15 protein-coding genes and 1 tRNA gene are annotated in these 14,734 nt (G+C 68.6%); 10 read left to right on the plus strand and 6 right to left on the minus strand.

The window, feature by feature from the left end:
* Positions 1-310: 310 nt before the first annotated feature.
* From ABIE45_RS27185 to ABIE45_RS27195, 3 genes are all read right to left on the minus strand, one after another.
* Positions 311-386, minus strand: a tRNA-Phe gene (locus ABIE45_RS27185).
* A gap of 107 nt (positions 387-493) precedes the next feature.
* Positions 494-676 carry a DNA gyrase inhibitor YacG gene (locus ABIE45_RS27190; RefSeq protein WP_192707541.1) on the minus strand — a complete coding sequence of 61 codons (183 nt, stop codon included), beginning with the start codon at positions 674-676 and terminating at the stop codon, positions 494-496.
* Positions 673-1,326 (minus strand): Maf-like protein, encoded by a 654-nt coding sequence (locus ABIE45_RS27195; RefSeq protein WP_192707540.1) that lies wholly within the window; start codon positions 1,324-1,326, stop codon positions 673-675. Before ABIE45_RS27195 ends, ABIE45_RS27190 begins: the two co-directional genes overlap by 4 nt.
* A 367-nt stretch (positions 1,327-1,693) precedes the next feature.
* Here ABIE45_RS27195 and ABIE45_RS27200 point away from each other — a divergent pair, with 367 nt between their 5' ends.
* The 10 genes from ABIE45_RS27200 (at position 1,694) to ABIE45_RS27245 (ending at position 11,693) form a co-directional block, all read left to right on the plus strand.
* Positions 1,694-1,903, plus strand: coding sequence for a hypothetical protein (locus ABIE45_RS27200; protein WP_192707539.1), 210 nt, complete (start codon positions 1,694-1,696; stop codon positions 1,901-1,903).
* Positions 1,904-2,045: 142 nt separating this feature from the next.
* Entirely contained in the window at positions 2,046-2,291 is a 246-nt protein-coding gene (locus ABIE45_RS27205) for a hypothetical protein (protein ID WP_192707538.1), read from the plus strand.
* Between the two features lie 287 nt (positions 2,292-2,578).
* Positions 2,579-3,787: a polyhydroxyalkanoate depolymerase gene (locus ABIE45_RS27210; protein WP_192707811.1), complete on the plus strand. Its 1,209-nt coding sequence runs from the start codon at positions 2,579-2,581 to the stop codon at positions 3,785-3,787.
* 133 nt (positions 3,788-3,920) lie between these two features.
* Positions 3,921-6,551 (plus strand): TIGR02302 family protein, encoded by a 2,631-nt coding sequence (locus ABIE45_RS27215; RefSeq protein WP_192707537.1) that lies wholly within the window; start codon positions 3,921-3,923, stop codon positions 6,549-6,551.
* Between the two features lie 70 nt (positions 6,552-6,621).
* Entirely contained in the window at positions 6,622-6,807 is a 186-nt protein-coding gene (locus tag ABIE45_RS27220; RefSeq protein WP_192707536.1) for a twin transmembrane helix small protein, read from the plus strand.
* Positions 6,808-7,034: 227 nt separating this feature from the next.
* Entirely contained in the window at positions 7,035-7,664 is a 630-nt protein-coding gene (locus ABIE45_RS27225; protein ID WP_192707535.1) for an acyloxyacyl hydrolase, read from the plus strand.
* 13 nt (positions 7,665-7,677) lie between these two features.
* Complete coding sequence (locus ABIE45_RS27230; RefSeq protein WP_192707534.1) at positions 7,678-8,250, plus strand: cob(I)yrinic acid a,c-diamide adenosyltransferase; 573 nt, start codon at positions 7,678-7,680, stop codon at positions 8,248-8,250.
* Between the two features lie 605 nt (positions 8,251-8,855).
* Positions 8,856-9,605 carry an electron transfer flavoprotein subunit beta/FixA family protein gene (locus ABIE45_RS27235; protein WP_192707810.1) on the plus strand — a complete coding sequence of 250 codons (750 nt, stop codon included), beginning with the start codon at positions 8,856-8,858 and terminating at the stop codon, positions 9,603-9,605.
* 69 nt (positions 9,606-9,674) lie between these two features.
* On the plus strand, positions 9,675-10,628 hold the full coding sequence (locus ABIE45_RS27240; protein WP_192707533.1) for an FAD-binding protein: 954 nt from the start codon (positions 9,675-9,677) through the stop codon (positions 10,626-10,628).
* Positions 10,629-10,811: 183 nt separating this feature from the next.
* Complete coding sequence (locus ABIE45_RS27245) at positions 10,812-11,693, plus strand: 3-hydroxybutyryl-CoA dehydrogenase (protein ID WP_192707532.1); 882 nt, start codon at positions 10,812-10,814, stop codon at positions 11,691-11,693.
* Positions 11,694-11,736: 43 nt separating this feature from the next.
* Here ABIE45_RS27245 and ABIE45_RS27250 read toward each other — a convergent pair whose 3' ends face one another.
* The 3 genes from ABIE45_RS27250 to ABIE45_RS27260 form a co-directional block, all read right to left on the minus strand.
* The gene (locus tag ABIE45_RS27250) at positions 11,737-12,042 is read right to left on the minus strand and encodes a hypothetical protein (protein WP_192707531.1); all 306 of its coding nucleotides are present in this window, start codon (positions 12,040-12,042) and stop codon (positions 11,737-11,739) included.
* Between the two features lie 110 nt (positions 12,043-12,152).
* Positions 12,153-13,166 (minus strand): NAD(P)H-quinone oxidoreductase, encoded by a 1,014-nt coding sequence (locus tag ABIE45_RS27255; protein ID WP_192707530.1) that lies wholly within the window; start codon positions 13,164-13,166, stop codon positions 12,153-12,155.
* Positions 13,167-13,307: 141 nt separating this feature from the next.
* The gene (locus ABIE45_RS27260; protein WP_192707529.1) at positions 13,308-14,549 is read right to left on the minus strand and encodes an ABC transporter substrate-binding protein; all 1,242 of its coding nucleotides are present in this window, start codon (positions 14,547-14,549) and stop codon (positions 13,308-13,310) included.
* Positions 14,550-14,734 lie beyond the last annotated feature (185 nt).

Below are 14,734 nucleotides of genomic sequence, written 5' to 3' on the forward strand. Positions count from 1 at the left end.
TTCGGCATTGGTGGTCCGCCATCCATGATCCAGCAATACTCGTGAACGCAGCAACATCAGCGCGATCACGCTGAAGCCGTTGTTTCGTTAACCGGATCGCGGCGGCGTCGCCGCCTATCGAAGACGCTCCGGCCGCGCAGTTCGTCGAGGATCAGGATACCGCGGCGAGTTCAGCGACTCAGGCCCCGCATACGTACTCACGATCTCTGGGCCGAAAACCTCAACACTCGAGGCAGCAGAGCTCGCGATCACGGTCACGCGCCCAAATGCGCGGATCCCGCCGAGTCTTTAGAAGTGTTCAGAAAGCTGATGGTGCCCAGGGGCGGAATCGAACCACCGACACTGCGATTTTCAGTCGCATGCTCTACCAACTGAGCTACCTGGGCGTCGTCCGCGCCGGTCTCGGTCTCGGACGCCGCGGGGTATAGTCAGTGCCGGACGGCGTGTCCAGCCTTGCCGTGACACCGGCGTGACGGAAAGGCCGAAAAAAGTTTCAGCGCTCCGGATCCGGCTCCGGCGGCGGCTCGTCCGAGTCGAGCTCCTCCGGAATCGCGTAGCGCTCGTTGAGCCAACGCCCGAGGTCGACATCGGCGCAGCGCTGGGAGCAGAACGGCCTAAAGTCCGGTGCCGCCGGCCGTCGGCAGATCGGGCAAGCCTCCCGCGGTTCCCGGCTCACGCGAGGCTGCCCCAGCCGGCACGGACAGGATAGCCTTCGCCTTCGAGCAGGCTCAACGTTTCGTAGAGCGGCAATCCGACCACGGCGCTGTAGGAGCCAACGAGCTTCACCACGAAAGCGCCGGCGAGACCCTGGATCGCGTAGCCGCCGGCCTTTCCGCGCCATTCGCCCGAGGCGACGTAGCCCTGAATGTCCCGACCCGACAGGCGCTTGAAGCGCACGCGGCTCTCAACGATCCGCTCGCGCCGTCCGCGCGGCGAGAGCACACAGATCGCCGTGAACACCCGGTGCTGGCGGCCGGAGAGAAGGCGCAGGCAGTCGGCCGCCTCGTCCGGCACCTCGGCCTTCGGCAGAACCCGTCGACCGACCGCAACGACGGTGTCGGCGGACAGAAGCCATGTCGGCGTCTTCGTGTCCTCGAGATGGAGCGCAGCCTCGGCCGTGGCCAGCTTGGTGCGGGCGAGGCGGCGCGCGAGCTCACGAGGCGGCTCAGCCTTGCGCGGGGTCTCATCGATCTCGGCAGGCAACAGCGCATCCGGCTCAATGCCGATCTGCTGCAGGAGCGCGAGGCGGCGCGGCGACGCGGAGGCCAGCACGAGCCGGGCCGTCGGCCCCTGCGTCGCACCGATCGCTTCAGGTGTGGCGTCCATGGTGTTCCGTTCGCACAATCGGCCGGGAGCGACAGCGGGGTCGGCCAGGTGGCGTCCTCATAGTGCGGGATCGCCTCAGTCGCCTGCGTGATAAGGGATGGGGTCGGGCTTGTGAACCGAGATGCCTGCTCAGGCAGACGGCCAACCCCGCCGGAACACGCGCCGCCGGACTTCGGCAAGACGAACCCGCCAGAATCAAACGAAGACAGTCACGCTGTCTTTCTGTCTGGCTAATCCATCGCGATAATCAAGATTTCAATCATTAGTGCAGGAATTTTAAGTCAAACCCAAATGCTCGCGGCCGGCTGTAACTGCCTATTAACCATGAGCGCTGGAGAATGCCGGCGTCGGAAAGAGGCCGGACCCGATGTTGAACGCTGATCCGCTCCTGCAGCGCCCGAAGCTCGTGAACCTCGCCACGCTGGCGCGCGCCCTCGACGGCTTGCGGCCGAACGCGAACTCGCCGGTCGAGATGTGGCGGATGCTCACCGACCAGTACGTCGTCGATCTTGACGCCGTCGCGGCCCTCCTGCCGGCGGGCGAGCCGGAAACGCACTGGCTCCCCGCACGCGACTGACCCGGGATCAGGGTCGGCGACTGGCACATCCCGTGCTTAAGGGAGGCGACAAGCGGAGGAAGCACCCAGGCAACGACAACGCGGCGGCTCGCACGCCAGAGCACCCCGCGGACCTTTCGATCGCTCGAAGCCGAGGTCCGTCATGTCGGAATTGCTCTCCGTTGCCCTGGTCTGTGCCGGCACGTTGCTCGCACAGGATTGCTCTCGCGACACCGCACTCGACGTCATCGTGGCTCCGGCACACACGCCGATGGAGTGCCTGATGCACGCGCAGACCATGGCGGCGCAGGCCGGGCTGCCCGGCGGCAGCGACCGCTACCTCAAGATCGCCTGCGAGCACCGTCACACCGAAAACGGGCCCGGGCCTGTGATCCGCCGGGCGTCGTAGGGCGGTCGCCAGGCACGATTCCTGGCACGCCCGCTCTCCGTCGCGGCCACCTGTGCGCAGCCGGTTGCACGATCCTGCCTCCGCGGCCCCGGCCGCTGGAGAACGAATTGATGCATCAAAGCCACGTCAGGATGATTCTTATCTCCCGCCCCCTTTCGGACGGTTGCCGGGCTCGGCCGCGAGAACCATCCTGCAGGGCCATGCTGATGCAGATTGATCCCGGCATCAACCACGTTGCCGCCCAGATCGCCCGCGTGCCGGGCGGGGCTCCTGCGAGTGCCCGCCCGATGCTGTACGACGCGTTCGACCTGCAGACCGACCTCGCCGCGCAAACCCGCGCTTGGGGTCAGGTGCTGGACACGTTGTGGTCCCCCTGGGCCGGGCTCGGCGAGCCGGTCTCCTGGATGTCCGCGGGCGCCCGGATGATGATGCGTGCCGGCCTGACCTTTGCCCGGCCGGCCTACGGGATCGACAGCGTGATGGTCGGCAACCGCAGCGTCCCGGTCGCCGAGGAGCCGGTCGCGGTGACGCCGTTCGGGACCCTGCTGCACTTCAGGAAGGACATCCACACCGAGCAACCCAAGGTGCTGATGGTGGCGCCGATGTCCGGGCATTTCGCGACGTTGCTGCGCGCCACCCTGCGCACAATGCTGCCGGATCACGATGTCTACATCACGGATTGGCACAATGCCCGCGACGTGCCGCTCTCGGAGGGCCGGTTCGGGTTCGACGATTATGTCGGGCACCTGATCCAGTTCCTGCAGACGATGGGCGAGGGCTCGCACATGGTCGCGGTGTGCCAGCCGGCGGTCCAGGCCCTGGTCGCGGCGGCCGCGATGGCGCAGGCGAAGGACCCGGCCGCCCCGCGCAGCATGACCCTGATGGCCGGGCCGGTTGATTGCCGGATCAACCCGACCGGGGTGAACGAGCTCGCGACCTCGAAGCCGATCGCGTGGTTCGAGCAGAACCTGATCGCGACGGTGCCCAGGCGGCACAAGGGCGCCGGCCGCAAGGTCTACCCGGGCTTCGTCCAGGTCTCCGCCTTCATGGCGATGAACGCCAAACGCCACGTCCAAGGCCATACCGACCTGTTCTGGCACATGGCCAAGGGCGAGGCCGACAAGGCCGAGGCGATCGAGACCTTCTACGACGAGTATTTCGCCGTGCTGGACCTCGCGGCCGAGTTCTACCTGGAGACGGTCAAGACGGTGTTCCAGGATTACACTCTCGCCAAGAACGAGGCGACCTATCGCGGCGCGCCGATCGACCTGCGGGCGATCCGCCGGACGGCCCTCATGACCGTCGAGGGCGAGCGGGACGACATCTGTGCCGTCGGCCAGACCATGGCGGCGCACGATCTCTGCACCGACCTGCCGCCCTATATGCGCGCCCACCATCTCCAGGCCGGCGTCGGCCATTACGGTGTCTTCGCGGGCCGGCGCTGGGACTCGCAGATCTACCCGCAGGTGCGCAACTTCATCCAGGCGCACAACTGAGGACCCGGCACGCCCTGTCGCGCGGATTTGACCCGCCGACCGCCGCAGCCCACCATGATAGCCTCAAGCGATTGGGGTCCGGATCCGTCCGGCAGCCCCGGCCCATCCTTTGGCGTGAGGCGGAACGGTCGGCGTGATCGACAGGGACGGCTTCGGCAGCAAGACCGGCAGGAACGGACCCGAGCCGGGTCGCACGACCGCGAACGCGCGGCTCGACAGGCTCGTCGCGCAGGCACGGGCAGCCGCCGTGTGGGAGCAGGCCTGGCCGGTGCTCTGGCGCGGGCTGGGCGTCGGGCTCCTCTTCCTGATCCTGTCATGGTCGGGCCTATGGCTCGACGTGACGCCGCTCTGGCGCCAGATCGGCCTCGGGATCCTGGCCGTGCTTCTGGTCGTCGCGCTCCTGCCCCTCGCCCATCTGGGCCGGCCGGGCCGGCGCGCGGCCCTCGCCCGCCTGGACCGCGATGCGGCCGCCCGCGATCCGGCCCTGCGGCACGGCCCGGCTTCGGCGGCTCAGGACACCCTGGCGGTGGGCGCCGCGGATGCGGGCAGTCAGGTCCTCTGGGCCCTGCACCAGCGCCGCGCCGCGCAGGCCGTGGCCGCCCTGCGCGTCGGTCTGCCGCGGCCGGGCATGACCCGGCGCGATCCCTTCGCGCTCCGGGCCGGCCTGACGGTCGCGGCCATCGCCAGCCTGTTTGCCGCCGGGCCCGAGTGGCGCGAGCGCATCGGCGCCGCCTTCGACTGGCATGAACCGGCCGCGCCGGGACCGAACTTCCGCGTCGATGGCTGGATCGATCCGCCCATCTACACCCGCCTGCCGCCGCTCCTGATCGCCATGGACGGCACGGACCAGCACCTGCGGGCGCCGGTCAACGCGCAGCTGATCGTGCGGATCGCCGGCCAGGGCAAGGCGGCCGCGGACACGACCCTGACGCCCAATGCGGGCCTCGTCCCCGTCCCCGGCCAGGAGGCGCGCCCCGACCTGCGGGAGGAGCGCTACCGCATCGTCGGCGGCGCGGAGCTGGTGATCGCCACGCCGGCCGGCCGCCAGCGCCTGACCGTGGACGCGATCCCCGATCGGCCGCCGGAGGTGACCGCAATCGGCGGCCCGGAGGTCAACGGGCGCGGCACCTTCAACCTCACCTACAAGGCCAAGGACGATTACGGGATCAGCTCCGCCGAGGCGGTGATCGCGCCGCTGAAATCCGGCCGCGCGCTGGTCCCGCTGCCGCATATCGGTCTCGCCCTGCCGGCCGATGCCAGCGGCGATTCCGAGACCAAGACCCTCGTCGACCTGACCGACAGCCCGTGGTCGGGCGCTCGGGTGCGCTATCACATCGTGGTGAAGGATGAGGCGGGCCAGGAAGGCAAGACGCCCGACACCGAGATCACCCTGCCGGCGCGCCCGTTCCGCGACCCGCTCGCCCGGGCGCTTGCCGAGGAGCGGCGCCGCCTGATCACGGCGCCGGACACGGACCGCCGCTGGGTGCAGGGCGCCCTGGACGCGCTCCTCGTCGCCCCCGACACGTTCACGCCGCAGCCCGCGATCTTCCTCGGCCTGCGGACGGCCACCGAGCGCCTGCGCCGGGCGCGCTCGGATGCCGATTTGGTCGATGTCGCCGACCTGCTCTGGGAAATGGCGCTCAAAATCGAGGACGGGGACCTGTCCGACGCCGAGAAGCAACTGCGGCAGGCCCAGGATCGCCTCAAGGAGGCGATCGAGCGCAATGCGCCCGACGACGAGATCAAGCGCCTGACCCAGGACCTGAAGCAGGCGCTCGACAAGTTCCTGTCCGAGATGGCTCAGAAGCAGGGCCGCGAGAACCGCGACCAGAGCGACCGGGGGCAGAGCAACCCCCAATCCAAAACCGTGACGCCCCAGGATCTCGACAAGATGATCCAGGACATGGCCGAGGCCATGAAGCGCGGGGACACCGCCGAGGCCCAGCGGCTCATGGAGCAGCTGCGCAACATCCTGGAGAACCTCCAGACCGCCGAGCGCGGCAGCCGCTCGGATCAGGCCTCGCGCGAGATGCAGAAGCAGATGCGCGACCTCGACGACATGGCCAAGGAGCAGCAGGGCCTGCGCGACGAGACCTTCAAGGATGGTCAGCAGCCGCGCAGCGGCCATCGGCAGCAGGATCGCGGGCAGCAGCAGGGCCAGCGCGGGCAGCAGGGCAGCCAGGGCCAGCAAGGCCAGCGGCAACAGGGACAACAAGGCCAGCAGGGGCAAAGCCAGCAGGGACAGCAGGGACAGGGCCAGCAGGGCAATGTCGGCGAGCGTCAGCAGGCCCTCCGCCAGCGCCTCGAGGAGCTGGAGAAGCGCATGAAGGAGAACGGCATGCGCGGCGAGCAGGGGCTCTCCGATGCCGAGGATGCCATGCGCGAGGCCGAGAACGCCCTGAAGCAAGGTGATTCCGGCGAGGCGGTCGATGCCCAGGGCCGCGCCCTCGACGGCCTGAAGCGCGGTGCCGAGGGCATGGCGCAGCAGATGCAGGAGATGGCCGAGGGCCAGGGCGAGGGTCAGCAGGACGGCGGCCAGCAGCCCGGGCAGCAGGGTCAGGCCGGCGCCCGCGACGACGATCCGCTCGGCCGCCCCACCCGCGGACGCGACATGAGCGACGGCCGGGTGCGCGTGCCGACAGCCGATGAATCGGCCGTCCAGCGGGCGCGACGCATCATGGAAGAGCTGCGGCGCAAGCTCGGCGACCCGACCCGGCCGCGCGAGGAACTCGACTATTTCGAGCGCCTGCTCCGTCGCAACTGAACCTCCCTCATCTCACGCAGCGTCGCCGGGCCGATAGGCGGCCCTGCGTCCGGCACGGATCCCCGTCAGCATGTCGTCGAACACCCTCGTCCTTCTCGCGTGCCTCGCCGTTGCGGTGGTGCTGTTCCTCGGCCTGGCCAACATGATGCGGGGCGGCAGCGCCAATGTCTCGCAGAAGCTGATGCGCCTGCGCGTGCTGCTGCAGTTCGTGGCCATCCTGGTCATCATGGGCGTGGTCTGGTGGCGCTCGGCCTGAGGAGCCCTGATCGCTTCATCGCGTCCGTCCGGCCCGCACTGTCGCTCCGGCCTTCGCAGGTGAGCCCGGACCCGCAGGGCGCACGTGAGCCCGGCAACGCAAGGGTGTGACCACGCCGCCGCACATCGCGGGTTTCGCGCAGGCAGCGGATGAATTCGGCGCCTGAGCGCGCAGGCCTCTGCTAGGTTCGGCCGAGCTACCCGCCAAGCCTACCCGGCCGAGACCGCATGACCGCCCCTTCCCGTCTCTGTTTGATCGGCCTCATGACCGGCGCGGCGATCCTGCCCGTCTCGGCCGCCGACCTGCCGCCGGCGCTCCCGGCAGCCTACGCGGCGCCGGCCCAGCCGCTGAGCATCGTGTCGGAGGTCCGGATCGGCGGCTCGGTGCAGGATCCGGGCAGCGCCGAGGGCAAGCTCCCGGGATTCAGCAAGGCGAACGTCAACGGCGAGATTCTGTTCGCCAAGCCGCAGATCAGCGCCGATCCGTTCTGGCAGGCCTTCGTGCCGCGGCCGACGGTGGGCGGCAGCTACAACACCGGCGGACGGACCAGCTACGCCTATCTCGGCGCCACCTGGACGCTCGAGATCTTCCCCGAGACATTCAACCGCCGCATCTTCCTCGACGGCTTCTTCGGCGGTGTCGCCCATAACGGCTACACCGGCCCGAAGGCGCAGACGCCCTACGGCTTCAACACGCTCGGCTGCTCGCCCATGTTCCGGGAGGCCGCGGCTCTGGGCTATCGCCTGACCGAGCACTGGAGCATCATGGCCACCGTCGAGCACATGTCGAACGCCGGCCTCTGCGCGAACAACCGGGGGCTGACCAATTTCGGCGGCAAGATCGGCTACACGTTCTGAGGCGCCCTACTCCTTGGTCAAGCTCAACCGCATCTACACACGTACCGGCGACAAGGGCACCACGGCCCTGGCGGATGGGCAGCGCCGCTCGAAGGCGGACCTGCGGATCGAGACTTACGGCACGGTCGACGAGACCAACGCCTGCATCGGGATGGCGCGCCTGCACAGCCAGGGGTCCCTCGACGCCATGCTGGGGGCGATCCAGAACGACCTGTTCGACCTCGGCGCCGACCTCGCGACGCCGCCGACCCCGGAGCCCCTCCCCTACGAGCCGCTGCGGATCGTCGCGAGCCAGGTCGAGCGCCTGGAGCGCGACATTGACGCGCTCAACGCCGCGATCCCGCCGCTGAAATCCTTCGTCCTGCCGGGCGGCTCGCCGGCCGCCGCCGCGCTGCACCTCGCCCGCACCGTATGCCGGCGGGCCGAGCGCCTCGCCGTGAGCCTCGCGGCCCGCGAGGACGAGACCGTCTCGCCCGAGGCTTTGCGCTACCTGAACCGGCTCTCGGATTTCCTGTTCGTGGCGAGCCGCGCGGCCAATTCCGACGGCGCGGACGACGTCCTGTGGGTGCCCGGCGCCAACCGCTGATCGCGGGTTCGCGATTTCGAAGAGCCGACCTCGGGCTGATCTCGATCCGCGCCCGAGCGCATTGCGGCCCCTCATCCTGAGGTGCTGGAGCGTAGCGGAGGCCTCGAAGGAGGGCTCCAGTAGTCGCGCGGCTGGCTGGAGCCCTCCTTCGAGGCCCGCTTCGCGGTCACCTCAGGATGAGAGGAAGGATTGGACGGCCGTTCTCTGCGGGGGGCCTGCTGCTTGGCGCAACGCGCTCTGGCACAGCTCTAGGCAGACCACCGGATCCGGATCGGCCGTGAAGCCGAACCGCCGTCCTTCCAATGCGTCGTAAGCGAGTCCGAAATCCAGGGCCGCCGTGGCCCTCTGCCGGCCCTCGGGCCCTGATCGAATTCGCGGCCTCCTCCTCACAGCTGGAATGACGCGGTCATTGACCTCGGGCGCCCCACGCTTCCGTTTACTTACGCCCGGCACCTGAGGGCCGCCGCCGCGCCGCGTTGACAAGGCGGAAATGTGGCCGTTACGGTCCGCGCGCTTTGCGTGCCCTCGCCACGCCGCGCCCTCTGGCGCCGGTCGGCGAGTCTTGCACGACGAAAAGAATCCTCCGGGGAAGGATCGTGACCGCCATGAAGGTGCTGGTGCCCGTCAAGCGGGTGGTGGACTACAACGTCAAGATCCGCGTGAAAGCCGACGGCTCCGGGGTCGAACTCGCCAACGTCAAGATGTCGATGAACCCCTTCGACGAGATCGCCGTCGAGGAGGCGATCCGCCTGAAGGAGAAGGGCAAGGTCACCGAGATCGTGGCCGTCTCGATCGGCCCGCAACAGGCCCAGGAGACGCTCCGCACCGCGCTCGCCATGGGCGCCGACCGCGCCATTCTGGTGAAGACCGACGTCAACTGCGAGCCGCTTGCGGTCGCCAAGCTCCTGAAGGCCGTGGTCGAGAAGGAGAGCCCGGAACTGGTGATCCTGGGCAAGCAGGCGATCGATGACGACTCCAACCAGACCGGCCAGATGCTCGGCGCGCTGCTCGGATGGCCGCAGGGCACCTTTGCCTACAAGATCGAGGCCGGCGACGGCAGCCTGGACGTGACCCGCGAGGTCGATGGCGGCCTGCAGACGGTGAGCCTGAAGCTGCCTGCGATCGTCACCACGGACCTGCGCCTCAACGAACCGCGCTACGCGTCGCTGCCGAACATCATGAAGGCCAAGAAGAAGCCCCTCGAGGAGTTGGCGCCCGACGCGCTGGGCGTCGACGTGACCCCGAAGCTCAAGGTGCTGAAGACCGCCGAGCCGCCGGGCCGCTCCGCGGGCGTCAAGGTCGGCTCCGCGGCCGAGCTCGTTCAGAAGCTCAAGGTCGAAGCCGGCGTTATCTGATTCACATCGCGGGGCTCCCGGCCGCCGGTCGAGCCTCGCGTCACCCCACTCGAAGGCTCTCGGACGGTCATGACGACACTCCTCTTCGTCGAGCACGGCAACGGACAGATCAAGGACGGAACGCTGAAGGCGCTCACCGCCGCCAAGCAGATCGGCGCGCCGATCCACGCCCTCGTGCTCGGCAGCGGCGCCAAGGCCGTGGCCGAGGCGGCGGCCAAGCTCGACGGCGTCGAGAAGGTGCTGGTTGCCGAGGACGGTGCCTACGACCACGACCTCGCCGAGCCCGTCGGGGCGCTGATCGCGTCGATCGCCGGCCCGTACGACGTGATCATCGCGTCGGCTTCCACGACCGGCAAGAACGTGCTGCCGCGCGTGGCCGCCCTGCTCGACGTCGTGCAGATCTCCGACATCATCAAGGTGGTCTCGCCCGACACGTTCGAGCGGCCGATCTACGCCGGCAACGCCATCCAGACCGTGCAGACGCCCGGCGGCAAGACCGTGATCACCGTGCGCACGGCGGCGTTCAAGGCCGCGGAAGAGGGCGGCGCCGCCGCTCCCGTCGAGGCCGTCTCGGCGGCCGCGCCCGAGGCCGGCGGCTCGACCTTCAAGGGCGAGGAGATCGCCAAGTCGGACCGGCCGGAGCTGGCCTCGGCCCGGATCATCGTGTCGGGCGGACGCTCGCTCGGCTCGTCGGAGAAGTTCCACGAGCTGATCGAGCCGCTGGCGGATACGCTCGGGGCGGCGGTGGGCGCCTCGCGTGCCGCGGTCGACGCGGGCTACGCGCCGAACGACTGGCAGGTCGGCCAGACCGGCAAGGTGGTGGCGCCGGACCTCTACGTGGCGGTCGGCATCTCCGGGGCGATCCAGCATCTCGCCGGGATGAAGGATTCCAAGGTCATCGTCGCGATCAACAAGGACGAGGACGCGCCGATCTTCCAGGTGGCGGATTACGGGCTTGTCGGCGACCTTTTCCAGGTTGTTCCGGAGCTGCAATCCGAGATCGGCAAGGCCAAGGGCCAGTAGCGGCGGGGTTTTCGCCTCGTCGACGCGGCATGGGCATTGTTGCCGCGTGCGACGTCGCGGGTTTCTTCCGCGCCGGTGATTGGTCTAGAAGACGGCGAGCGCGGGACCTCGCCGTCGCGGCGGCGCAGTTCGTTGAACGGGCGGCCGTGCATCGGCATCCGCATTAGGGGCACAGGTCGGCAGATGGACATGGAGATCAAGCGGGTCGGCATCATCGGCGCGGGCCAGATGGGCAGTGGCATCGCGCAGGTCTGCGCCGCGGCCGGTCTCGACGTCCTGCTGAACGACCGCGATCCGAACCGCCTTGAGAACGGCCTCGGCGTGATCGAGGGCAGCCTCGCCCGCCTCGTCTCCAAGGGTAGCCTGACGGAAGGCGACAGCCGCGAGGCCCGCGCCCGCATTCAACCGGCGCGGGATTTCGATGCGCTGGGTCCGTGCGATCTGGTGATCGAGGCCGCGACCGAGAACGAGGCGACGAAGCGCGAGATCTTCAGCACGCTGTGTTCGTCGCTGCGGCCGGAGACGCTGGTCGCGACCAACACCTCGTCCATCTCGATCACCCGGCTGGCCGCAGCCACCGACCGGCCCGAGAAGTTCATCGGGATCCACTTCATGAATCCGGTGCCGGTGATGCAGCTCGTCGAGCTGATCCGCGGCATCGCCACCGAGGATACGACCTACGAGGCGGCCAAGGTCTTCATCGCCAAGCTCGGCAAGACCTCGACCATGTCGGAGGATTTTCCGGCCTTCATCGTCAACCGCATCCTGCTGCCGATGATCAACGAGGCGATCTACACGCTCTACGAGGGCGTCGGGTCGGTCGAGTCGATCGACACGGCCATGAAGCTCGGTGCGAACCACCCGATGGGCCCGCTGCAGCTCGCGGATTTCATCGGCCTCGATACCTGCCTGTCTGTGATGCAGGTGCTCTACGAGGGCCTGGCGGATTCAAAGTACCGCCCCTGCCCGCTCCTCGTGAAGTACGTCGAGGCCGGCTGGCTCGGACGCAAGGCCAAGCGCGGCTTCTACGATTACCGCGGCCCGACGCCGATCCCGACCCGCTGAAACCCGCGTTGAGGCGGCGCGCGCGCCGCCTCGGATACACGCCTTACTTCGCAGCGCCGCCATTCGCGCCCGGCTGAGCCGGCTGCGGGTACGACGGGTTTCCGCCCGGAACCCCGGTGCTGTTCGACGGCGACGCGCCGTTCGACTGACCGTTGACCGAGCCGGTCACCTCGCGCCGCGACGCATCCTGGCTCTGGCTGGCGTAGTCCTTGGGCGAATTCGATCCGTTCCAGGTCAGCAGCCCGACCGTGGCGATCGCCAGGAGGACGAGGCTCGCCACCAGCACCCAGAGCACGGGCTTGCCGCGCTCACCCTGCCGGCTCTCCTGCTGGTTCAATTTCTCGACCATCTGCACAATCCTCGTCAGCAGGACGCAACACGCCGGACGGCGGTCTGCGACACGTTTCCGTTACCGGCCGCCAACGCGGTGCCGACGAGGCGGGTTCCTGTGGTCGGCCGTCAGCGACCTGTCGTCAGCAGGATCTTGCCGAGATGCGCGCTCGATTCCATCAGCTCATGCGCCTGCCGGGCCTGTTCCAGCGGGAAGGTCGCGTGCGTGACGGAGCGGATGCGGCCGGCATCGAGCTCCGGCCAGACGTCCTTGCGCAGGCCTTCGGCGATGGCGGCCTTGTCGGCCTTGGGGCGCGGGCGCAGGGTCGAGCCGGTGAAGGTCAGGCGGTTGCGCATGATCGGCGTGATGTTCAAGCCATCGACCTTGTAGCCGCCCATGAGAGCGATCATCACCAAGCGGCCATCCGGCGCGAGGGATTTCAGGTTCCGGGGCAGATAGCTCGCCCCGATCATATCGAGGATGACGTCGACGCCGCGCCCATCGGTGAGGCGCTTCACCTCCTCGGCAAAGTCCGCCTGCTTGTAGTCGATGGCGGCATCCGCCCCGAGTTCCTCGCAGAACCGACACTTCTCCGCCGAGCCCGCGGTGGCGAAGACCCGGGCCCCGACATGCTTGGCGATCTGAATCGCGGTGGCACCGATGCCGCTCGAGCCGCCATGGACCAGGAAGCTCTCGCCCCGGGCGAGGCGACCGCGCTGCACGACGTTCGAGTACACCGTGAAGAAGGTCTCCGGCAGGCCGCCGGAATCGACCAGCGAGACCGCCTTCGGGCGCGGCAGGCAGTGGCTCGCTTCCGCCACCGCAAATTCCGCGTAGCCGCCGCTGATGACGAGGGCGCAGACTTCGTCGCCCGGTGCCAGGCCGGTGACGCCTTCCCCGAGCGCGATCACGCGGCCGGCGACTTCCAGGCCGGGGGTCTCGGTTGCGCCCGGAGGCGGTGGGTAGACCCCGGACCGCTGGGCAACGTCGGGCCGGTTCACTCCGGCGGCGACGACCTCGATCAGCACCTGGCCCGCCCCCGGGCGCGGCACCGGGGCGGTCTCGACGGCGATCACCTCCGGCCCGCCGGAACCGGTGAAGCGGATCTGGCGCATGGTCTCGGGCAGGTCGGGGCTGGCCATCGATGGATCCTCTCCGGCGCGGAATCTCGGGCCGGGTCCACGGCACCGCGCTCGGGCTCTAGTTGCGGCAACGACCGCGCTTTGCAAGGACTGCGCTTGGCAAGCGGCGGCGCCAACCGGCTCCGCCGCGAGACCCGGTGCCTACCGGGCGGCAGCCTTCACGGCGGCCGGGATCACGATCTGTCCCTGCGCGAGGCTCTTCGGCCAGATCGCCACCTGCTTGCCGTCCTGCCACTGCGCGATCAAACCGGTGATGAAGCCCTGGCCGTACCGGATCGAGTGGGTGAACGGGTCGTCCTTGCCGTAGAACTGCGTGCGCCCGACAGTGCCGACCCAGTCGGTCGTCTCCAGAGCCTCGACGAGCTTGTCGGCCTCCGTGGTGCCCGCGCGCTTCACGGCGTCGGCCGCGTAGTAGACCTGATCGTAGGCCATGTAGCCGGCGTAGGACGGATCGCTTCCGAAACGCTTCTTGAACGCGTCGCTGAACGCCAGCGACTTGTCGGTGATCGCCGCCCCCGGCACCGCAATGCTCTGGAAGATCACGCCCTGGGTGGCGCCGTTGGTGTTGGCCCAGAAGGTCGAGGAAGTCGCCTGCGAGTTCATGCCGGTCATGGCCAGCGGCACCTGCTGGTTCTGCCACTGCACGGTCGGCTGGACCCCGACATGCGAGATGCCGGTGACGATCAGGTCGGGCTTGGCCGCCTCGATCTTGTTGTAGATCGGCGTGAAGTCGCCCGTGTCCGGCGAGAAGCGAATGTGGTCGACGACCTTCACGCCGATCTCGGGCAGGCATTTCTCGTAGCCGACATCGAGCGGCCGGGTCCACGCCGCATCCTCGCTCATGATCGCGGCGGTCTTCACCTTCATCAGATCAATCAGCATGTCCTTGGTGGAGTCGCAGATCGACTGCGCCAGGGCTGCCGAAGTCAGGTAGCCGTGGAAGGTGTACTTGTTGCGGGCGTAGTCCTTATGGACCGCAAGGCTGATCTCGTTCGAGGCCGCGCCCGGCGTGATCATCGGCGTCTTGAGCCGGGCCGCCCAGGGCATCAGGGCCAGCACGACCTCCGAGATGTAGCTGGCGATGACGAGGTTGACCTTGTCCTCGGAGACCGCCCGCTGGAAGGCGCGGACCGCGTCGGAGGCGGAGGACTTGTCGTCGTAGGTGACGACCTGGATCTGACGACCGTCGATGCCGCCCTTGGCGTTGATCTCGTCGGCGGCGAGTTGCACCGCCTGCGGGATCGAGGCCCCGACCACGGATTGCGCCTCGGCGATCACCCCGATCCGGATCGGATCGGCGGCCCGGGCCGGCTCCGTTGTCACCAGCCCGGCCACTGCAAGCAGGGCCAGCGCCCGGCGGGATACGCTCCGATCGATCGCCATGGATTTCCTCCTGCGCACCGTGCGGCTTTTGCCGCCGCATCGGCCTGACGATCGGAGTGTGCAACACCTCGCCGGATGAATACAATGTGCAGCTGTGATCAATGGACGGCGAATGTTGGTCAATTGCCGGGCTCGGCGGGGTGTAGCCGCGGACGAGACGGAATTCGGAAGCGGCGCCGGCGCCC

The sequence above is a fragment of the Methylobacterium sp. OAE515 genome, from assembly GCF_041806315.1.
GTDB lineage: Bacteria > Pseudomonadota > Alphaproteobacteria > Rhizobiales > Beijerinckiaceae > Methylobacterium > Methylobacterium tardum.